The following is a 20,883-nucleotide window of genomic DNA, read 5'->3' as shown; positions in this document are numbered from 1 at the left end:
CTAACGGACACCGCTGACGCGGTGTCCTTGCTCTCTTCGATTTCACAGCGACAGCTGACCAGTATCAACAATCTCCTACAGAAGAGCGTGGTCGTTTGTCCGACCGCTGCTGACGAGACCCGAACGGGAAGCGAAGTAGTACGTCAGGCTATAATGGAGACATACCAATAATTAACAATGTATGAGAAGTAAGTAATTCCAACATAACGAAGCCTGGATCGCCACTCGAGAGACGTATGCGAGTAACGTACCTCGAATCGGCTGCGATCCTCGTCGAAACCGATCAGACGTCGATACTCTGTGATCCCTGGCTGCAGGACGGCGCCTATTACGGGTCGTGGGCGCACTACCCCAAACCAGACTTCGAGCCCGAGGCGTTCGACGACGTCGACTACATCTATATCTCACACATCCATCCAGACCACTTCGATCCGGCTACCCTCGAGTGGCTGAACGTGGACGTTCCGGTTCTCGTCCACGACTACCGGTGGGACTACCTGAAAGACGCTATCGCCGACCTCGGGTTCGACGTGATCGAACTGCCCCACGACGAGCGGACGCACCTGGAAGGCGACACACACATCAACGTCCTCGCAGCAGACGGCTGCGACCCCGAGAAGTGCGGAAACTACTTCGGTTGTACGTGGTACGACGACGACGCCGAAACGCCGGGATCGACACAGGTCGATTCGATGGCGGTCATCGACGACGGGACACACACGCTCGTCAACACCAACGACGTGCCGTTTTCAATCGCCGAGTCGGTCTGTCGGTCGGTCAAACGCGACTACGGCGACGTAGATTTACTCTGTCACCAGTACAGCGCTGCGCAGTTCTACCCGCAGGCCGTCACCGACTACACCCATGAGAAGAAGATTCGCGAGCGCGACCGCGTCATCCGCGAAAAACACGAGCGCGCACTCGAGTTCATCGAAATTTTCGAGCCGCGTTACTACATGCCCTTCGCCGGCGAGTACGTACTCGCCGGCGACCTCGCCCATCTCAACGAGTATACGGCCAATCCACCCCGCATAACGGCACTCGAGTTCTTCGAAGACGCCGTCGACCCGAGCGAACACGAGTGCGTCTTCCTCAACACTGGCGAACACATCGACCTCCAGACCGGCGAGCGCTCTGCGCCGTTCGAGCCCGCCGATCCGGACGAGAAACAGCGCTACATCGAGGAGGAACTGGCGACGCGCTCATTTACGTACGAAGCCGATCCGATGCCAAGCCTCGCCGAGTTGCAGGCCTACGTGCCCTACGCCTACGAGAACCTCGAGGCGAAACGCGAGCGGATCGGATACGCGACCGAGACGATGGTGCTCGTCTCGATGGTCGGGTCGGTCTACCTCGAACTCTCGATGAACGGTGGGGGCTACCGCTACGTGGCCGCTCCCGATACTGACGACTACGATGCGTACGTCAAGTTCGAGGTCGATCCACGACTGTTAAAACGACTCTTCGAGGGACCCCACAGCGCGTACTGGGCGGACGCGAAGATCGGTTCGCACCTTGGGATGCAGAAGGAGCCGGACGTCTACGAGCGGGGGCTCTACCTCTGTCTCGGCTCGTTCCACACGGACGGGGTCGACATCTCGGTTGCCACCGACGCGACCGCAAGCACGGAGACGGCACAGGACTGACCGTCACTCGCCGCCGACGCGACCCGTCACTCCGAACCAGTCCCAGCAGAAGTTCGCGAGGAACGGGACGGCGACGGCCGCCGCGAACGCGCTCGAGACGGCGTCGCCAGGAACCGGCAACAGCGCGAGCCACACCGCGAGCATCGCGAGCGCGCCGAGGGGGCGACGGAGCCGATTCGGGGGCAGTTCGAAGACCGGCCGTCCGCGTCGCCGTCGCCACCAGCGGCCGGCGACGAACAGATATCGGGCCCCGGCGACGGCGAGGAAGAGGGCCGGCAGCGATCCCTCGCGGACGCCGACGAGCGCGCCGACGAGTACGACCAGCGCGTCCATCTCTACGTCGAGTCGCGCGCCGAAGTCGGTGACGCGCCCGGTCGCACGGGCGACCGCTCCGTCGACCGCGTCGAGCGCGGCCGCGACGGCGAACAACGCGGCCGGGAGCCACACGTTCGCGCCGGCCGCCGTCGGCGCCGTCACGACGAACCCTGCGAGGACGGCGATCGCCGCGCCGCGCGAGACGGTAATCCACGTCGCGAGCGAGACCGGCTCCGGCGCCGGCGCCGGCGCCGAGTCGCGCTCGGGGCTCCCGCCCGCGAGCAGGCCGAAAACGAGGATCGACTCGAGCGCGAGCACCGCTCCGACGGTGGCGAGTACGATAGCCGGAGGGCCACCTGCCCACGGCGGCGAGAGGGAGAGCGAGAGCAACGCGAGTCCCACCATCACTGCAGCGCCCGCGGTCACGCGACCCCACCGTGCGAGGACGCGACGACGAGTGGCGGTCGTCTCGCCGCGGTTCGACGCCTCGCTCACGGCGACCGCGTCGTCGATATCGGCGTCCCTATCGGACGCCGACTCGAGGTCGGCCGCGTCGTCGATATCGGCGTCCCTATCGGACGCCGACTCGAGGTCGGCCGCGTCGCCGTCGGCGGTTCCGGGCGATCGGTCACTCACGACGGTAACACACCACCAGCACGGCGATCAACAGCACCTGTGCGACCTTGTCGATCAGTTCGGCACTCGAGAGATCGCCGACGGCGGCCGGCTGGTTCAGCGCGTACCAGAGGACGATCTGTGCGGCGGTAAAGGGGACCCCGAGCAGATAGACGAATCGCCGTCGGTAGCCGACCAGCACGAGGACGACGCCGAGGCCGAAGCCGACCGTCGAAACGAGGAATGCTGCGCCCATCCAGTGGGGGAGAAAATCGATGCCGAGCACCAGGTGGACGGCCGCAGTCACGAGCGCGAGTCCGATGCCGAGCCAGTGGCGCGCTGAGAGCGAGTCGGTCTCGAGAGCGGGTCCGTTTCCGAGAGCCGTCATATCGGACGTCCAACGCCGGTCGAAAAACGCTTTTCGTCGGTTCGTCTTGGAGCGTCTCGAGTCAGATCTTGTTCGCGGGTGGAACCGTTCGCTCGTCCGGCCTCGAGACGCCGCCGGTACTGACGAGGACGCGCGCACCGGCGCCGAGTCCCAGCATACCGGCCATTCCCGCGACGGCGACGGTAAGCGGAATCGAAAGCCCGGCGAGGCCCGCGACGGCGCTGCCGACGACGACGCCGACCCAGAGCCGATCCCGGCCGAGTCGCGCCGCGATCGCCCGTCCGATCGTCACGAATCCGAGCACCGTCAAGACGACGAGAACCGCGGCGCCGAAGACGGCCATCGGGATCCCGAAGAACGTCCCCAGGCTCGTCCCGACGAGCAGATAGCCCACGCTCGTGAGGCCGACGACGACGAGCACGCTCGGAAGGCCGACGCAGACCGAGATGACCGGACTGCGTCGCGCCGTCGACACGGTCGTGGGTCCGTACCCCTGTAACAGCCCGAGGACGACGACCGCGACGGCGAGGGTCGCGACGAGCTGGAATCCGCTCCGCTCGAGCGCGCTAAGTGCCGTGTACGCCTCGAAGCCAAGGTCGCTGACGAGTACCGGCGTGACCGACTCGAGCCCCGACAACCCACTCATCCCATATAAGCCTGATGGCCGCATGGACAGCAGTACACGATACCCAAGCATAATATTTTCGATGATCGTGACTATCAATATCGTTGACTGGTATGGCCCGGGACGGTGAAACGGCCGATTCGTGACGCAGACGGGCGATGTGAACGTCTCTCGAGCGAAGGTTAGTTCGACGGGTTTAAGTTCGGCATGGCACTTCGTTCAAGAGAGACAGGCGTAGCCTGTTTCACTACCCGTAGGAGCACTCCTGCGTACTACGGAGGTGAACGATGGCAGATACGGATATCGAAACCGCAGTCGCTCGCGCACTCGAGGACGCACCCGATCGGAACTTCACCGAGACGGTCGACCTTGCGATTAATCTGCGCGACTTAGACCTGAACGAACCGTCGAACCGTGTTGACGAGTCTATCGTCCTGCCGTCCGGAACCGGCCAGGAAACGATCATCGTCGTCATCGCCGAAGGTGAAACCGCCGTCCGCGCCGAAGAGGTCGCGGACGACGTCCTTTCGGAAGACGACGTGGCCGATCTGGACGATGACGAGGCCAAGGATATGGCCGACGAGACGGACTTCTTCATCGCCGAAGAGGCGATGATGCAAGACATCGCCCGGCACCTGGGTACCATTCTCGGTCCCCGAGGGAAGATGCCGGACCCGCTCGCTCCCGACGACGACGTCGTCGAGACCGTCAACCGACTCAAAAATACCGTGCAGCTTCGCTCCGGCGACCGACGAACGTTCCACACGCTCGTCGGATCGGCAGAGATGGACGCTGAAGACGTCGCTGACAACATCGACGTCATCCTGCGTCGCCTGCACGCCGACCTCGAGAAGGGGCCCCAGAACATCGACGCCGTCTACGTAAAGACGACGATGGGCCCGTCCGTGGAGGTGGCCTAACATGAGCGCACAGGCTGAACGCAAGACCGAGAACCTTCCCCAGTGGAAGCAAGAAGAGGTCGACGAGCTCGAAGCGATCATCGAGAGCTACGAGAGCGTCGGCATCGTCGGCATTGCCGGCATTCCGAGCAAGCAGCTCCAGGACATGCGCCGTGACCTCCACGGCACCGCGGAGCTGCGCGTCAGCCGCAACACCCTGCAGGTCCGTGCCCTCGAGGGCACCGGACTCGAGGACCTCGTCGACCAGGTCGAAGGCCAGGTCGGCATCATCGGCACGAACGAGAACCCGTTCTCGCTGTACAAGGAGCTCGAGGCGTCGAAGACGCCGGCCCCGATCAACGAGGGCGAGGTCGCCCCGAACGACATCGTCATCCCCGAGGGTGACACCGGGATCGATCCCGGTCCGTTCGTCGGCGAACTCCAGAGCATCGGCGCCAACGCGCGCATCGAGGACGGTTCGATCCAGGTCATGGAAGACTCGACGGTCCTCGAGGCCGGCGAGGAAGTGTCCGTAGATCTGGCGAACGTGCTCAACGAGCTCGGGATCGAACCCAAGGAGGTCGGTCTCGACCTTCGCGCCGTCGTCGCAGACGGCGTCCTCTTCGACCCCGAGGACCTCGACATCGACATCGAGGCCTACGAGAGCGACGTGCAGACGGCCGCCGCCCGCGCCCGGAACCTCGCAATCAACGCGAGCTTCCCGACCGCGGCGACGGTTCCGACGCTCATCGCCAAGGCCACGGGCGAGGCCAAGAGCCTCGGTCTGCAGGCCGCCATCGAGGACGAAGACCTGATGCCCGACCTCGTCACCAAGGCCGACGCACAGCTGCGTGCGCTCGCGGCCCAGATCGACGACGAGGAGGCCCTGCCCGAGGAACTGCAGGGCGTCGAGGCGCCGGCCCAGCCGGCGGCCGACGAGGGCGCAGACGAATCGGCTGATGAACAGAACGACACCGAGACAGAGGAGGCCGCCGACGAAGACGACGACGATGACGATGACGACGACGCTGGCGGCGGCGAAGGTCTCGGTGCGATGTTCGGCTAATCAACACAACTGGAGGACACTACAATGGAATACGTTTACGCTGCACTCATCCTGAACGAAACGGACGAAGAGATCAACGAAGACAACCTGACGGACGTGCTCGACGCTGCTGGCGTCGACGTCGAAGAGTCCCGCGTCAAGGCGCTCGTCGCCGCGCTCGAGGACGTCGACATCGACGAGGCCGTCTCCGAGGCCGCCGTCGCACCCGCCGCAGGCGGAGCCGCTGCGGGCGGCGCTGCCGCTGCTGGCGGTGACGAAGGTGGCGACGAGGGCGACGCCGAGGAGACCAGCGACGTCCCGGACACGACGGACGACGATGACGACGACGACGAGGACGAAGAGGCTGGCGGCGAGGGCCTCGGCGAACTCTTCGGCTAAGCCGTTCACCGACGATTTCGAATCTTCGATTTTCTTTCGTCCCAATTCCGCGCAGCAACGGCTCTCTACAGACGGTTCTCCAGCGAGATGACGGGGACGGGTGGGTCGGTTCGAGTACCCCGCCTCGTCGATGCAGCCACAGTAATCGGTGGAAATGAGATATAGTACAAATTAAGTGACTCAGGTAAATTTACAAAATAGATGGAGAAAACCGACCGACGACGGTTCGTACAGACGACTGCGGTGGCAACCCTTGGCGGGGTAGCGGTTACCGGGTGCGTGGTGGGGGCCGCTGACGAAGACGGTGAGAATCCGTTCGACGGCGGAGACGGATCCAGACTGTTTCCCTACGAAATTTCGACCGCCAAACAGTTACTATCGGTTGGCGGCGAACGCGGAGCCTACTATCGGCTCGTCGATGATATCGATATTTCTGCGGTCGATAACGTTCATCCGATCGGTGACGACAGGGACCGGTTTCGAGGAAATTTCGATGGGAACGGACACACGATCCGTGGGCTGACGATTGATCGACCGACTGAGTCAGAAATTGGACTGTTCTGGGACTGCCAGGGCGTCGACATCTGGGATCTCAATCTGGTGGACGTTGACATCACTGGAGATGACAAGGTCGGTGGGCTCGTGGGCGATTTCACGGCTGGAACGATCTCGAATGTGTCCGTTTCTGGGACAATCTCCGGCTCCGATCAGATCGGCGGTATCGTCGGCAACGCTGGAGTGGGTTCCGTTATCGAGGACACGACAGCGAACGTGACTATTACTGCCGATCGACACGTCGGAGGTATTGTCGGGTGGAACAGCGATGGACCAGTCAGGCGGGCCCACGCAGATGTCGACCTGACGGCGACAACCGGTGACGCCGGTGGCCTCGTCGGCCGTCACACGCCGTGGCGGGGCGACAGGTCCGAAACCGTCATCAGTGACTCGAGTGCGACGGGTGAGGTGTTGAGCAGCAGCGTCGTCGGTGGGCTCGTCGGAAAAACTGACAGCGAGGGGGCTGTCATCGATTCCATCGCCGACGTTCGGGTCAACACACTGGACGGCGAGATCAACAGTCGGGTCGGCGGACTCATCGGACAGCACATCGGAACGGAGGTTCGTCGGTCGGTCGCCACCGGAGAGGTAACCGGTGGTCGAAACGCCGGCGGACTCGTTGGCATCAATCGGGGTACGATCGTGGAGAGCTACGCGACGGGGGAGACGACCGGACAGGATTACGTTGGCGGGCTCGTCGGCACGAACCGGGACACGATCGTCGACTGTTATGCGACGGGTGCCGTGACTGGGCGCGACGACTCCGTGAGTACCGACGTCGGCGGGCTCGTCGGGAGAAATATCAACGAAAGCGGATCGAGCGTGTATACGGGCACAGTCGAACGCTCGTATGCAATCAGTACGCTCGAGTGGGAAGACGACGAGAGCGTTGGCGGGCTCGTCGGCAAGAACGCAATTATCGACGACGAACAGTTCGAGACTGGTGTGGTCGTCACTAGCTACTGGGGCGTCGCGGAAACCGGGCTAACGACATCGCCGACTGTATCGGACGACCACGGTCTCGAAACTGCCGCGATAACTGGCAGCGATGCAGCCGAGTCGCTCGAGGCGTTCGACTTCGGTGAGGTCTGGACAACGACCGACATCTATCCGGCATTAGCGTGGCAGGATAGACCAGCTGACGCGTTTGCCGACGTGACGACGAGCGACGACCCATTCGAGGCGACGTATCCGATCGAGGAATTCGAAAAAGAAATGGAACCCGAGGAATCGCTGGAAGACGAAAATACGACGACTGGTGAGGCCGACTCCGATGGATCGGCAGACGAGGGGAACGAAAGCGACGAACTCGGTACCGACGACTCGAGCAGCGATGGCGTCCCAGGTCCCGGACTCGTCGGCGCCGTCGTGAGTCTCGGTGCGACCGGCTATCTGCTGGCGAGGCGGGCTGTACCGGACGAATATGACGCGTAATTGGCAATCGTGGCTCGACGTAAGAACCGCTAATGCGAAATCGACTGCGCCGGGACTTGAGAATCGCGTGAACTGCTCGCGGACGCAACCGACCGGGCTTTCGACCCAAGGCGTTCGAACGCGAGTATATCGATGAACAACTGACGTATGTCCGTTGGTTTTGGGCGTCAAACCAGGACGATCTGCTTGAGACGTTCGGGCCCTCGAGAAGTAGTAGTGAGTGGTAAACGAGGAAGGTCGACCACTGGTTGGACCCGCGAGTTTAACCGCGAAGCCGCGGCCAGGGTGAGCGATGGCGGGCACATCCGCGATAGTGGAGGTCATCGCCGAGCCGTCGCTGTCGCTGCGGTTGCTCGCCTGGATCGCGGCCGGTGCGGTACTCGGCTGTTGCAGCGGCCTCGTTCCGGGGCTTCACGCGAACAACTTCGCGCTCTTGCTTGCCGGCTTCGCGCCGTCGATCCCCGGGGAGCCGCTGTTCGTCGGCTCGGCGATGCTCGCCGCGGGCGTCGTCCACACGTTCGTCAACGCCGTCCCCGCGATGGCGCTCGGCGTTCCCGACGCGGAAATGGCCGTCACCGCCCTTCCGGGCCACCGGATGGTCCGGGACGGGCGGGGCTACGAAGCGATCCGGCTCTCCGCACTGGGGAGTCTGCTCGCCGTACTCGTCGCGATTCCGCTCGCCGTTCCCATAACGTGGGGTATGACGTCCATCTACCCGACGGTCCGATCGAACCTCTCGCTTTTGCTGGCGATGGTCGTCGTCGCGCTGATCGCCTCGGAGTACACGTGGCGCGCTCGAGTCGGTGGCTTCGTCTCCTTTGTGCTGGCCGCAACGCTCGGTGTGCTGACGCTTGACCTCTCGCCGGACGCGCCCCTCGAGGCCGGCGGGATGCTCGCCCCGCTTTTTGCCGGACTGTTCGGCGCGCCGGTGTTGATCGACGCGATCCGCGGGGGTAGTGTGCCGCCGCAGGGTGATGAGGGTCTCAGGGCGTCCGGTCCGTTCGTCGCCGCGACGGCGCTGGCCGGCGCGGTTGCGGGTGCGATCGTCGGCTACATTCCCGGTATTTCCGCGGCGATCGCGGCAGTCGCGGTCCTCGTCCTGATTCCCGGCCGATCCGGTGACCGCGGCTACATCGTCGCCACGAGCGGCGTCGATACGGCGAATACGATTTTCGCGCTGTTCGCGCTCGTCGCCATCGGCCAGCCCCGAACCGGCGTAATGGTCGCCTTCGAGTCGGTGGGGGCACCGCTCGAGTTGCCGGTCTTGCTCGCGGGGGTCGTTCTCGCCGGCCTGTTCGGCTTCGTTCTCGTCGTCACGATCGGCGACGCCTACCTCGATCTGGTCGGACGACTCGAGTACTGGAAAATTTCGGTGGCCGTTCTCTCGCTCTTGCTCGTGCTCTCGTATCTCTTTACGGGTCCGATCGGGATCGTCGTCTTCGCCGTCGCGGCGGCAATCGGAATGGTTCCGGTCCGCTTCCGTGCTCGCCGGGTTCACCTGATGGGCGTCCTGATCGGACCGTTACTGCTCGGCGGCTAAGCGCTGGATGGGCGCGACCGGTCAATAGCGGCTACAGTTCCGGATTCCCACAGATGTACCCACGACAACACTTTTGCCGCATACTGTCGTGATAGACCATGAGGTATAATAACATGGTAGACGCTACGATCGACGTCCTGCATCGGGGCGGTCTCGAGTGCGACCAGAACTACATGATCGAGGGCCACACGTTGGGGACCCACGACGAGCCGAACCCGGACGTCGATTACGGTGAGATCCCCGTCTGGAGTCTCGTCATCGACCACCCCGAGGGGACGATCCTCTGGGACACCGGCAACCACCACGAGGCCCTCGAGGGTCACTGGCCCGAAGAACTGTTACAGGCGTTCTATCCCCACGACGCCCACGAACACCGCCTCGACGACGACCTCGAGGAAGCGGGCTATAGCATCGACGACATCGACTACGTGTTCCAGACGCACCTCCACCTGGACCACGCCGGCGGACTCGAGTTCTTCGACGGCACCGACGTCCCGATCTTCGTCCACGAGAAGGAGGTCAAGTTCGCCTACTACAGCGCGAAGACCGACGAGGGAAGCGGCGCGTACATCCTCGAGGACTTCGATCACGACCTGAACTGGCAGATTCTTCACCAGGATCGCGAACAGCACTTCGAGGACCTCGAGTTCGTTCGGTTCCCCGGCCACACGCCGGGACTGACGGGGACGGTAATTCACCTCGACGACGAGGGGACGATCGTTTTCGCCGGCGATCAGCTCTACCGCGCGGAGAACTTCGAGGACGAGGCGCCCCTCGGCGCCGGCCTGCTTTGGGGGAAGACGGAGTGGTTCGACAGCCTCCAGCGGATCAAATCGCTCGAGCGACGCCACGACGCCGAGGTCGTCTACGGTCACGACAGCGACCAGTTCGAGTCGATCCGCGACGGGTGGGGGCAGTGAGATGAGCTACGACCGGTCGGTTTCGGCTCCCGAGCACGAACTGGGGCCCGAGACGGTCTGGCACCTCCAGATGCCCCAGATTCGATTCGGTCGCGACGCGGTCGAAGAGCTCGGCTTCCAGCTCGCGGATCTGGGCGTCGACAGCGACGACGATCCGCACGGACTCCTCGTCACCGACGAGGGACTGGTCGAGGTCGGCCACGTCGACCGCGTGACCGACCACATAGCGGACGCGGGCTACGACGTGACCGTCTGGGACGGCGCCGAGCGCGAGCCGTCGATCGAGAACGTCGACAGCTGCCTCGAGTTCGTCCGCGAGAACGAAGGCGAGGACGGCTACGACTTCTACGTCGGCTTCGGCGGCGGGAGCTGTATCGACGTCGCGAAGGCGACGCGGGCGATCGTCGCGAACGGCGGACAGGTGCTCGACTACGTCGCCGAACCGACGGGCGAGGGCGAGGCGCTGACCGAGTCGGGGCCGCCGCTGGTGCTCATGCCGACGACCGCGGGGACGGGCGCCGAAATCTCGCCCGTCGCCATCTTCTCCGTCGAGGAAAAGGAGATCAAGGAGGGGATCTCGAGCAACCACATCAGGGCGGACGCGGCCGTCCTCGACCCGACGTTTACGACGACGCTGCCCCCCGACATCACGGGGAAGACGGCGATGGACGCGCTCGGTCACGCCATCGAGGGCTACACGACCCACCCGTTCGACGGCCTCTTGCGCGCCTCGGATCCACAGGCCCGCCCCGTCTACGCCGGACGAACGGAGCTCACCGAGATGTTCTCCGAGAAGGCCATCGAACTGCTCTCGGGTAACGTCCGGACCGCGGTCCACAACGGCGACGACCTCGAAGCTCGATCGGCGATGCTCAAGGGCGCGCTGTTCGGCGCGATCGCGGGACTGACGGCCGGCGCGAGTCTCGCCCACGCGATGGCCTACCCCGTCGGCAACCGCTATCACACCTACCACGGCGAGACCATCGCCGTACTCACGCCCGCGAGCACGCTCGGCTACAACGCCGCGAGCGATCCCGAACGGTTCGTCAGAGTCGCCGAGATGCTGGGCGCCGACACCGGCGGCCTGAGTACTCGCGACGCGGCCGATCGGGCTCGCCAGGAGTACGTTCGGCTCCAGCAGGACCTGAACGTCATCCCGAGTGGACTCACCGAGCTCGCGGACATCACCGAAGGGGACGTCGACTGGCTCGCAAGACAGACGGTCGAAACCCAGCAGCGACTCCTGCGCTGTAATCCGCGACCGGTGACCGAGGACGACGCGAAAGCGATCTTCCGGGACGCGCTCCACAACTGGGAGTAGCGATCGGACTCGAGTCCGGGCCGTTACGCGCTGTCGCCGGCGTCTCGAGTCCGAGCGGCCGACACGAGCGCCGCGACGCGTTCGCGCGAAACGGGGTTCGTCGTTTTCGCGTTTTCTTTAAGCGCCGTCCCGACGATGACGCCGTCCGCGCCGGCTTCGAAGCAGTCGCCGACCGTCTCGCTCGTGACGCCGCTACCGACGAAGACCGGCGGGAGCGGCGAGCTACGGTCGTCGATTTCGACGCCGTCCGAAATTGCGTCTACGACTCGTTCGACGTCCTCGAGTTCGGCCTCGGAGCCGGTTCCCGATCCCGAAACGATGACGCCGTCCGCGCGGCCGCGCTCGATCGTTTCGAGGGCGACGCGTTCGATTGGCGCGTCCCCGACCGGAGTCGCGTGTTTGACGTGCACGTCGGCGAGGATGGCGACGTCGGCCTCGAGGCGGTCGCGCAGGCGAACGGTTTCGTGGGCTCGCCCCTCGAGGACACCCTGATCGGTCGCCGCGGTCCCGACGTGGACGTTTACTCGAATGAAATCCGCGCCGACGGCCGCAGCGATCGCCAGCGCCGCCTCGGCGTCGTTTCTGAGTACGTTGATTCCGAGCGGAACGTCGACGGTATTCGCCACCCGCGACGCGATTGCGGTCATCTCGGCGACGACGTGTTTCGGGACGTCGTCGGGGTAAAACGGCGCGTCGCCGAAGTTCTCGAGGACGATGCCGTCGACGCCCCCGGCCTCGAGGCGACGAGCAGCCTCGAGTGCGCGCGCCCGAACGACCTCCCGATCGCCGTCGTAGCCCGGCGAGCCGGGTAGCGGCGGCAGGTGAACCATCCCGAGGACGGGACGGTCAGCGTCGAAGCGGTCCGATAACGGCGTCAGCGCGGTCATATCGGTACTCTCGACGCGAGCGGTGGAAGTAGCTGCGGATCCGAGCGAGCGCGCCCGCAGCTATATGATTGTCCGAACATGATCGTCTCGTTCCTCGCGGGGTGGGAATCGCCGTAGCGTTGAGCGTTAGACGGTTCCGAGTCGACGTACGAACCCATGGCACGGACACGACGCTCGGTTCTGTCTGCCGCCGGCGCCGCCGCGATTACGGTCGCTGCCGCCGGCTGCCTCGGCAGCGACGACGACGGCGAAGAGTACGAAATCGACCCAGAGGAGGACATCCTTCTCGAGGGGTACCGATCATACTGGGTCGGTCTCGAGCCCGAATCGATCGACGGCGTCGAGAATCCGACGCTCGTCCTCGAAGACGGTGGCGAGTACACGATGGAGTGGATCAACAGCGGCGACATGCACCACGATCTCGCGATCTGGGACGACGGGAACGACGTCGTCGACGATCTCCAGACCGATCAGGTCAGTGTGGGTGGCGAGGGCGAGGTCCTCGAGTTTACGGCCGACCCCGAGATGGTGACGTACGTCTGTACGTTCCACGAGTCCAGCCAGATCGGCGACCTCATCGTCGAGTGACGACGGCGGTCGCGGTCAGTCCTCGAGCGACGAGAGTCGGCCCCGCCGTCCGTCCGGTCCGTCGATCAGGAACCCGTCGTCGCGCGCGTCGTGAACGCGCTGTGGATACGGGATCTCGAGTCCCTCGCGGTCGAATGCGGTCACGATCGCCTCGATGACGTTCGTTTTGGTCCGGAGTCGCCGTCGCATGGTCGGATCGCTGATCCAGACGCGACACTCGAGGAGGATCGCCGAGTCGCCGAAGGCTTTTGCGATTACCTGCGGCGACGGGTTGTTCTTGACCGAGTCGAGCCCCTCGACCGCGTCGGCGATAACCTCGCGCGCGCGTTTAGGATCGTCGTCGTAGTCGATGCCGACCTCGACTTCGACGCGCAGTTGGTCGTTTTGGGAGTAGTTCGTCAGCTGGCTGTCGGTCACCTCGTCGTTCGGAACGAGGACGTGTTTGTCGTCGAACGTCTGGATCTTGGTCGTGAAGATCGTCACGTCGGTGACGATCCCGGTCGTCTCGTTGACTTCGATCCAGTCGCCCACGTAGAACGGCCGCGAGAACAGCAGGATGAACCCGGCGAGCATCGCCGCTAGCGTCTCGCGGGCCGTCAGCGCGACGATCGCCGTGATCGCGCCGGCGCCGATGAAGATGTTCGTGAGGTCGATTCCCCACAGCGTCAGGATCGTCGCCCCCGCAAAGCAGACGATGGCGACGTCCGCGACGTGGTAGGCGACCTCGCTTTGATGGTTCGTCACCGCCCCCGCCTGTGCGAGTTTGTCGATCGACCGATTGACGAACCTGATCGCGAGGTAGGCGGTCAGGACGATCGCCCCGGTAACGAGTTGCTGGGCGGCGAGCCACCGATCGATCGACATCGTCTGCAGCGTGTACTCGAGGACGAACGTGACGTGCCAGATGACGCTGAACAGGTAGACGGCGGCGACGACGACGGCGCCGAGAACGAGGATCGAGCTGACCTCGGCGGACTGCGTGCCGTATCGGCGCCGAACGAGATCCCGGATGCGAGCGGATCCCCAGATGCCGACGAGGACGAAGACGGCCAGCAACCCGGTCGCGAGAAGTTGCAGTTCGAGCGACGAGAAGATCGTCTCCTGTATCCGAGGAACCGGGTCCGGGCGAAGGAGGGAGCCCTGCGCCGGCACAGACCGTGCTGTCGAGACCATTCGCTACCCGTGATACTCACGCAAACCCCCTCAGTGACCGCCCGGCAGGCGCAACTCCCGACCGCGTCGAACCGGCGCTACCGATCGGTCCACTTGATCGAACAGCCCTGCGAGGGCTGCCACTCGAGGTCGACCGACTCGCCGGCCAGAATCGCGTCGATGGCCTCGCGGACGTGGAATCGCGTGGGTTCGTCCTCCGGGTTCAACGCGTCGTCGAGTCGGCCGTGGTACGCCAGCCGGAAGGTCCCGTCCGTCCGTTCGAACAGGAACGGATCCGGCGTGCAGACGGCGCCGTAGGCGTCGGCGACGTCCTGACTCTCGTCGCGGAGGTACGCGTCGTATCGGATCGTTCCGTCCTCGACGTACTCGCGCATCGTCTCGAGGTCGTCTTCGGGGTACTCCGCCGCGTCGTTAGGGTTGATTCCGACGACGGCGACGTCGTCGTACTCGTCGGCCAGTTCGTTCAGCAGGTCGAACTTCGCCTTCGCGTACGGACAGTGGTTGCAGGTGAACACGACCAGCAACGCCTCGGCGTCCGAAAAGGACTCGAGCGCGTACGTGTCCCCGTCCGTTCCCTCGAGTTCGAAGTCGGGAGCGGTGTCACCAGCCGCGAGCTCGGAGTCGGATTCCTCGAGTACCATGCGTAACGGTTCCGGAGCGGTCGGCTTAAACACCGTGCTCGCCGGTTGCGGCGACCGTCTGCTCGAGCGACGGTCAGCACCGGCCGTCGTGGGTTACCGGTGTCGTCGGGCCACCGACGCTACACACCCAATCTCCCTCGGCAACCGGGTGGGCGATGATATTTGTACCCCCCGCGATATCGATGAGATATGCAAACGCTCGAGGTCACTGACGAACAGTACGCGGTCATCCAGCAGTTGCGCGCGGAAATCTCCGAACAGGTCGTCGGCAAGTACGGCTTCGTCCGCGAGCGAGACGCCATCCAGTATCTGATCGACAATCTCGAGGGGAACCCGGACATCGACGTGAGCATCGACGCCGACCTGGACGCTTCGGCGACCGCCGACGTCTCGGCCGACGTCGGCGCCGCGATCGACCGAGGGCCCGATACCGCGGGCGAGATGGACCTCGAGGAGGTCTCGTACATCGAGGACGAGGACGGGGACGGACCAGCGGACGAATCCAACGCTGACGACGACTCGAGCGGAAGCGACGACGGCGGTGACGACGAGTCGGTGGCGGAGACCGACGTCGCCGATTCGACTGCCGACGACGCGACGCCCTCGAGCGAGGCGGCCGACGACGACGGCGGTGACGAGAGCGGCGACGGCGCGGCCGACGACGACGACATGTTAGACGAGATGATGAGCCTGCTCGAGACCCACGACGACAAGTGGGAGGAATCGTCGTCGGCGGACTACCGCTACAGCGTCGAACTCCCCGACGGGACGACCGAGGAGGTCCAGACCAAAGACGACGTCCGGGCGCTGCTGTTCAAGAACTATCGGTGATCGAGACCACTCAGTAGCGGCGACTGAGTATCCGGGCGGAGAGTCACGTTCGGGCGCGACGTAACTTATGGTAGTAGTCGGTGTTCGTTCGAACGAGCGCCATGAGTCGAGCGTACCCGTTTCAGGTCGAGGAGGATATCACGTGCCCCGACTGCCAGCGACGCGTTCCGATACAGTCGCGGATCTGTCCGCGGTGTGAAGCGTCGCTCCATTAACTCCGTTTTTTGTCGAACGACGAATCGAAGCGGCTGCAGCCGCGATATCGATCGATCGGATTCCGACCGGCCACAGTCTGATTTCCCAACCCACGGGAACTCCCGACGACTGAAATACCGCCTCGGATCGAGGAGGGGACGAAACACCCCGACGCCGTCATCGGCGCCGACGTCGAACTACTCCGCGAACGGCTCTATTTCCGGACAAGCGGCTCCTCGAGGCCGCCGTCTTGCTCCCGCTCGTCTTGCCGCCGATCGTCGGCGGCGTCACGCTGTTGACCGTCGTCGGTCGGTGCACGCCGATCGGCTCGGTCGCCGCGGGACTCGGGGTCCCGCTGACCGACAGCTACGCCGGCGTCGTCCTCGCCCAGACGTTCGTCGCCGCCCCACTTCCTCGTCGTCACCGCCCGCGCGGGCTTCGACGACATCGATCCGCGACTCGATGAGGCCGCGCGGACGATGGGCTACGGCCCGCTCGAGACGGTTCGGTTGGTCTCGCTCTCGCTTGCACGCAACGCGATCGCTGCCGGAATCGTCCTGACGTTCGTGCGGGCGATCGGCGAGTTCGGCGCGACGATGATGGTCGCGTACAACCCGCGGACGATGCCGACGCGGATCGAAGTGTTGCGGATCTCCCGCGGACTCGAGGCGATCGTTCCGATCGCACTCGCGTTGCTGGCGATCACGATCGTCGTCGTCGTGATCGTCCAGTTACTCGTCGGCGTTCCCCGCCGTCACTGACGCTCAGACGGATTTTGCCAGCGAACTGATTGTACCCTATGAACGACCGGCTTGCGAGACGCATAAGAAGTCGTGTAATTCGGCTTCGTCGCTGCTAATCTCTTTGGAAACGGGGTTATTGGAGTCCCCGTAGTACGCATGCATGAACTCATGACATCGATCGCAGACATCGAGATTCCGGCCGACGGAACCGGAGCCGGCGAGCTGTTCGAGGCTGTTCCCGGACTGAACTGTGAGATGGAGCGCGTTATCGCCTCGAGCGGGCACGGGCTCTGGCTCTCCGGGCCGTCGCAAGACGAGATCGAGCACGCGCTCGACGGAGCGTCGGCGATCGGCAACTACTCGCTGATCAACAGCGACGACGACCGCTGGCTCTACGACCTCGAGTTCGACCCGGAGACGGTCGACGTCTTCGAACTGATCATCGAGGAGAACGGCACCGTCCTGAGCGCCTCGGCGTCGAACGGCACGTGGCTGCTGAGCATCCGGTTTACGGACCGCGAGAGCGTGAGCTCGCTCTACGACCGGCTCGAGGAACTCGACGTCACGCCGACGATCGTCCGCCTGTTCGACCTCGAGGAGGAGAGCCACACCCAGTGTGGGCTCACCGCCCGCCAGTACGAGACGCTGGTCGCCGCGATCGATCACGGCTACTTCGAGATTCCCCGCGAGGTCTCGATGCAGGAGCTCTCGGAGGAACTCGACATCTCTCACCAGGCCCTCTCGGAGCGACTTCGCCGGGCCTACCGCGCGCTCGTCACGTCGGAGCTGAACGTCTCCGAGGACGAGACCGTCGCGCCGCCGGTCCCGTCGAACTAACCGGCACTCGGGTTCGAACGGTCCGTCACGTTACGTTCCGTCCACGTCGATCGACGACAGCCGCCGGCCAATCGCCGATGCGGTCGGGAGGACGGAGACGAAACAGCTGTCAACGAGTACGATTATAGGGCCCGGCTGAGACCGGTCGGCCATGGACGTCGACAGCACCGACGGAATCCTCCGGATCACGTTCGACCGACCCGACGCGCGCAACGCCATCACGAAAGAACTCGCACTCGAACTCGCCGACACGATCGAGACCGCCTCGCCCGACGAGTACGACGCGATCGTTCTCACGGGCGAAGGCGACGCCTTCTGTGCCGGCGGCGATCTCCAGTCGCTGGCAAACTTCCCCGCTAGCTCCCGCGAGGCCTACGAATCCGTCACCGAGACGTTCGGCCGCGTCGTCGAGGCGATGCTCGAGTCGCACGTGCCGATCGTCGCGAAGGTAAACGGCGACGCCGTCGGGGCCGGGCTGGCGCTGGTCGCGCTCGCCGACATCGCCTACGCCGCCGAGGACGCCACGTTCTCCTGTGCGTTCGTCCGCGTCGGCCTGATTCCCGACACCGGCGGGACGTTCATGCTGCCCCACATCGTCGGTCTGCGGGCCGCCAAGAAACTCGCGTTCACCGGCGAGTTCGTCGACGCCGACCGCGCCGCCGACCTCGACCTCGTCAACGACGCCGTCCCGGCGGCCGACCTCGACGCGCGCGTCGAAGAGACCGTCGCGCAGCTTCAGGCCGGCCCGACGGCGATTATCGGCACGATGAAACAGGCGATGCACGAGAACATGACTCGCCACTGGGCCGACGCGCTGGACTACGAGAACCTCCTGCAGGTCCAGGCCCGAACCTCCCCGGAACACGAAGAGGGCGTGACGGCCTTCCTCGAGGGGCGCGATCCCGAGTTCGACGCCTGAGGCAGAATCGGTCGAAACGGCGGACTCGTCGTCCATCGCGGCCGAAATATCACCACTCGAACCGCAAGCCACCGCAAGCACCACGATAAACCGGGTCTTGGCCGTCTAGTTGAGTGCAATGTCCCCAGAGTTTACCGACGACGACATCGGCAAGACAGTCGTCAACGCAAACGGCGAAGAGGTTGGCCTCGTCGCGGACGTCGAACACGGTACCGCACACGTCGAACCGGATCCGGGAATTACGGATACGATCAAGGCGAAACTCGGCTGGGGCGGAACCGACGACGACGCGTACCCACTCCAGGAGACGGCGGTATCGCGCGTGACCGACGACGAGATTCACCTCGAGAGCGATCTCTCGAGCAGCGCCGGCGGCGGGGCGACGAGCTCCGGCGCTGAATCGGAACTCGAGACCGAGACGGGGAGTACCGACGCGACGACCACCGGTGCAACAGAGACTGATGCGGCCGGTTCCGGTGCGGCAGGTGCCAGTACCGGTGCTGGTGCCAACCGGGATGACGACGACCTCATCGGTGACGACGATGACGGTATGATGAGCGACGATGACGACCTTATCGGCGATGACGACGACGGCATGATGGGCGACGATGACGATGATCTCATCGGCGATGACGACGACGGCATGATGGGCGACGATGACGACGACCTCATCGGTGACGACGACGACGGCATGATGAGCGACGACGATGACGACCTCATCGGCGACGACGATGATGGTGTGATGAGCGACGACGATGACGACCTCATCGGCGACGACGATGATGGTGTGATGGGCGATGATGACGACGACCTCATCGGCGACGACGACGGCATGATGAGCGACGACGATGACGACCTTATCGGCGATGATGACGACGATCTCATCGGCGACGATGATGACGGCATGATGAGCGACGACGATGACGATGAACTAATGGGCGACGACGACGACGACCTCCTCGATGACGACGATGACGATGACGTCGTCGGAGACACCCGGTAACTTCGTCCGACCGTCGGCACGAGCGTGCGCTTTCGCTTTCGAACGCCGACCCGGACGACGGTCGCCGCTCAGTTGATCCGCTTTTTGACAGCTACCACGCCGTGTACGGCCGCTCGTCGGTCACAACCGCGAGTACGGGACTGGGGACTCGAGCGCTCGAGGGGGCCTCGAGGCTCACTATCGATTCGAAAAAGCACGGCGTAGCGACGCCGCTCCGTCCACTTACGTCTCGGAGTTCGGATCGCCGTGGGTGACGCCATCTCGCTCGTCGGCTCGCATCCGGCGCAGAGCGCCGCGCGCGTTGCTCGCCTCGTAGCCGAAGTAGACGTACTCGCCGTAGGCCGACGCGACTTCGGTGGCGTGGATCAGGTTGTCGATATCGACGTCGATCGCGTACACTTCGATGCTGAACGGCGTCTCGAGCGCGGTCTCGAATCCCTTCGCGATCGTCTCGAGCCAGTAGGTGGTCTCGTAGGCCGTATCGTACAGCGGCACGACGAACTCGTCGACGTACTCCTCGACGGCCGCGAGGTCGATGCCGGCGCGTTCGTAGAGGTGGCCCGGATACGGATCCGGGTAAAGCGTCATGTAGACGTCGCCGGGGATCCGGTCGGCCGCTTGCTCGACGAACTCCGTGATGACGTTCGCGCGCCACTCGAGGCGGTCCTCGAACGCGCTCTCTTCGAAGTTTTTCTCGCAGATGCCACAGCGACAGTACTCCGCTCGCGGGAAGCCGATGTCGTCGAGTCGGACGTCCTCGTTTTCCGCGACGCAGTCGTCGATGACGTCGAACAGCCCGTTGCGGTAGTCCTCGCGGGAGGGGCAGATGTAGGCCCAGTCGAAGTACTTCCGGTCGCGCGTGGCCGGACGCCCCAGATCGTCGACGGGCACCAGCGAGGGATCGGCGTCCGCGGCGGCGTTGTCGCCGAAACAGGACACCATGTTCACGCCGTCTTCGATCGGTTCGGCCGACCGTCCGGTGACGTCTTTGACCTCGTAAAAGCCCCGGTCGAACTCCGGCCAGCGGACCTCCTCAGCGTTGCGTGTGACGACGCCGTACATACTGTCGCCTATGGCGCCGTCGCCGTAAGCCGTTCGGAACCGGGCCGAAAAGACGGTGGCGCGATCCTCTCACGACCGGTGAGACGACCGCGGCGGTATCGTATCGTAGTTACTCGACGGGCTCGTACTCGACCTCTTCGATATCGACGTCTGAAGAGCCGCTGCTTACGACTTTCCAGAGGACGGCGATGACGAACAGGGCGACCAGAATCTTGACTGTACGCGACATGTACACGGGATTATTATCTTGACAGCTACTTAGATATTCTGGATGCGTCGCTTGGCGTGCGAAGCTGTCGACG

At 64.2% G+C, this 20,883-nt stretch carries 21 protein-coding genes and 1 pseudogene; 14 read left to right on the top strand and 8 right to left on the bottom strand.

The window, feature by feature from the left end; genetic code table 11:
- The first annotated feature begins 236 nt into the window (after positions 1–236).
- Positions 237–1,646: an MBL fold metallo-hydrolase gene (locus C493_RS01750; RefSeq protein ID WP_007257669.1), complete on the top strand. Its 1,410-nt coding sequence runs from the start codon at positions 237–239 to the stop codon at positions 1,644–1,646.
- A 3-nt stretch (positions 1,647–1,649) separates the two neighbouring features.
- Here C493_RS01750 and C493_RS01745 read toward each other — a convergent pair whose 3' ends face one another.
- From C493_RS01745 to C493_RS01735, 3 genes are all read right to left on the bottom strand, one after another.
- Positions 1,650–2,597: a CDP-alcohol phosphatidyltransferase family protein gene (locus tag C493_RS01745; RefSeq protein ID WP_007257668.1), complete on the bottom strand. Its 948-nt coding sequence runs from the start codon at positions 2,595–2,597 to the stop codon at positions 1,650–1,652.
- The gene (locus C493_RS01740; protein WP_007257667.1) at positions 2,590–2,964 is read right to left on the bottom strand and encodes a DUF7475 family protein; all 375 of its coding nucleotides are present in this window, start codon (positions 2,962–2,964) and stop codon (positions 2,590–2,592) included. Before C493_RS01740 ends, C493_RS01745 begins: the two co-directional genes overlap by 8 nt.
- A gap of 61 nt (positions 2,965–3,025) precedes the next feature.
- On the bottom strand, positions 3,026–3,634 hold the full coding sequence (locus C493_RS01735) for a hypothetical protein (protein WP_049889074.1): 609 nt from the start codon (positions 3,632–3,634) through the stop codon (positions 3,026–3,028).
- Between the two features lie 242 nt (positions 3,635–3,876).
- Between C493_RS01735 and C493_RS01730 the strand changes: the two genes are divergently transcribed.
- The 3 genes from C493_RS01730 to rpl12p are packed head-to-tail and all read left to right on the top strand — an operon-like array spanning position 3,877 to position 5,932.
- Positions 3,877–4,509 carry a 50S ribosomal protein L1 gene (locus C493_RS01730; RefSeq protein ID WP_007257665.1) on the top strand — a complete coding sequence of 211 codons (633 nt, stop codon included), beginning with the start codon at positions 3,877–3,879 and terminating at the stop codon, positions 4,507–4,509.
- A gap of 1 nt (position 4,510) precedes the next feature.
- Positions 4,511–5,554, top strand: coding sequence for a 50S ribosomal protein L10 (locus tag C493_RS01725; protein WP_007257664.1), 1,044 nt, complete (start codon positions 4,511–4,513; stop codon positions 5,552–5,554).
- A gap of 24 nt (positions 5,555–5,578) precedes the next feature.
- Positions 5,579–5,932, top strand: a complete 354-nt coding sequence (gene rpl12p / locus C493_RS01720; RefSeq protein ID WP_007257663.1) for a 50S ribosomal protein P1 — start codon at positions 5,579–5,581, stop codon at positions 5,930–5,932.
- A 543-nt stretch (positions 5,933–6,475) separates the two neighbouring features.
- Here rpl12p and C493_RS22940 read toward each other — a convergent pair.
- A complete protein-coding gene (locus tag C493_RS22940; protein ID WP_161606876.1) occupies positions 6,476–6,835 on the bottom strand; it encodes a hypothetical protein in 360 nt (119 codons plus the stop codon).
- A gap of 63 nt (positions 6,836–6,898) precedes the next feature.
- Between C493_RS22940 and C493_RS22935 the strand changes: the two genes are divergently transcribed.
- The 4 genes from C493_RS22935 (at position 6,899) to C493_RS01700 (ending at position 11,702) form a co-directional block, all read left to right on the top strand.
- Entirely contained in the window at positions 6,899–7,921 is a 1,023-nt protein-coding gene (locus C493_RS22935; protein WP_161606875.1) for a GLUG motif-containing protein, read from the top strand.
- Between the two features lie 292 nt (positions 7,922–8,213).
- Positions 8,214–9,461, top strand: coding sequence for a tripartite tricarboxylate transporter permease (locus tag C493_RS01710; RefSeq protein ID WP_049889073.1), 1,248 nt, complete (start codon positions 8,214–8,216; stop codon positions 9,459–9,461).
- A 113-nt stretch (positions 9,462–9,574) separates the two neighbouring features.
- Complete coding sequence (locus C493_RS01705; RefSeq protein WP_007257660.1) at positions 9,575–10,381, top strand: N-acyl homoserine lactonase family protein; 807 nt, start codon at positions 9,575–9,577, stop codon at positions 10,379–10,381.
- A 1-nt stretch (position 10,382) separates the two neighbouring features.
- The gene (locus tag C493_RS01700; protein ID WP_007257659.1) at positions 10,383–11,702 is read left to right on the top strand and encodes a hydroxyacid-oxoacid transhydrogenase; all 1,320 of its coding nucleotides are present in this window, start codon (positions 10,383–10,385) and stop codon (positions 11,700–11,702) included.
- Between the two features lie 23 nt (positions 11,703–11,725).
- Here the strand turns inward: C493_RS01700 and C493_RS01695 are convergent, their stop codons facing one another.
- Entirely contained in the window at positions 11,726–12,589 is an 864-nt protein-coding gene (locus C493_RS01695; protein WP_007257658.1) for a BtpA/SgcQ family protein, read from the bottom strand.
- A 156-nt stretch (positions 12,590–12,745) separates the two neighbouring features.
- On the opposite strand from C493_RS01695, the gene C493_RS01690 reads away from it, so the two are divergent.
- Positions 12,746–13,177 (top strand): cupredoxin domain-containing protein, encoded by a 432-nt coding sequence (locus C493_RS01690; RefSeq protein ID WP_007257657.1) that lies wholly within the window; start codon positions 12,746–12,748, stop codon positions 13,175–13,177.
- A 15-nt stretch (positions 13,178–13,192) separates the two neighbouring features.
- Here C493_RS01690 and C493_RS01685 read toward each other — a convergent pair whose 3' ends face one another.
- The gene (locus C493_RS01685) at positions 13,193–14,350 is read right to left on the bottom strand and encodes a mechanosensitive ion channel family protein (RefSeq protein ID WP_049889072.1); all 1,158 of its coding nucleotides are present in this window, start codon (positions 14,348–14,350) and stop codon (positions 13,193–13,195) included.
- A 77-nt stretch (positions 14,351–14,427) separates the two neighbouring features.
- Entirely contained in the window at positions 14,428–14,991 is a 564-nt protein-coding gene (locus C493_RS01680) for a thioredoxin family protein (RefSeq protein WP_007257655.1), read from the bottom strand.
- A gap of 189 nt (positions 14,992–15,180) precedes the next feature.
- Here C493_RS01680 and C493_RS01675 point away from each other — a divergent pair, with 189 nt between their 5' ends.
- From C493_RS01675 to C493_RS01655, 5 genes and pseudogenes are all read left to right on the top strand, one after another.
- Positions 15,181–15,822 (top strand): hypothetical protein, encoded by a 642-nt coding sequence (locus tag C493_RS01675; protein WP_007257654.1) that lies wholly within the window; start codon positions 15,181–15,183, stop codon positions 15,820–15,822.
- A 406-nt stretch (positions 15,823–16,228) separates the two neighbouring features.
- Positions 16,229–16,778: pseudogene (locus C493_RS01670) on the top strand (ABC transporter permease subunit); the annotation flags it as partial.
- A 150-nt stretch (positions 16,779–16,928) separates the two neighbouring features.
- Positions 16,929–17,597, top strand: coding sequence for a helix-turn-helix domain-containing protein (locus tag C493_RS01665; protein ID WP_049889076.1), 669 nt, complete (start codon positions 16,929–16,931; stop codon positions 17,595–17,597).
- 151 nt (positions 17,598–17,748) lie between these two features.
- Positions 17,749–18,516 carry an enoyl-CoA hydratase/isomerase family protein gene (locus C493_RS01660; RefSeq protein WP_007257652.1) on the top strand — a complete coding sequence of 256 codons (768 nt, stop codon included), beginning with the start codon at positions 17,749–17,751 and terminating at the stop codon, positions 18,514–18,516.
- Positions 18,517–18,634: 118 nt separating this feature from the next.
- On the top strand, positions 18,635–19,519 hold the full coding sequence (locus C493_RS01655; RefSeq protein WP_007257651.1) for a PRC-barrel domain-containing protein: 885 nt from the start codon (positions 18,635–18,637) through the stop codon (positions 19,517–19,519).
- A 222-nt stretch (positions 19,520–19,741) separates the two neighbouring features.
- On the opposite strand, the gene C493_RS01650 is transcribed toward C493_RS01655, so the two are convergent.
- Positions 19,742–20,581: a glycoside hydrolase family 10 protein gene (locus tag C493_RS01650; protein ID WP_007257650.1), complete on the bottom strand. Its 840-nt coding sequence runs from the start codon at positions 20,579–20,581 to the stop codon at positions 19,742–19,744.
- Positions 20,582–20,883: the final 302 nt, after the last annotated feature.

This window comes from Natronolimnohabitans innermongolicus JCM 12255, assembly GCF_000337215.1.
Classification (GTDB): Archaea; Halobacteriota; Halobacteria; order Halobacteriales; family Natrialbaceae; genus Natronolimnohabitans; species Natronolimnohabitans innermongolicus.
This window is presented reverse-complemented; position numbering and strand designations above follow the sequence as displayed.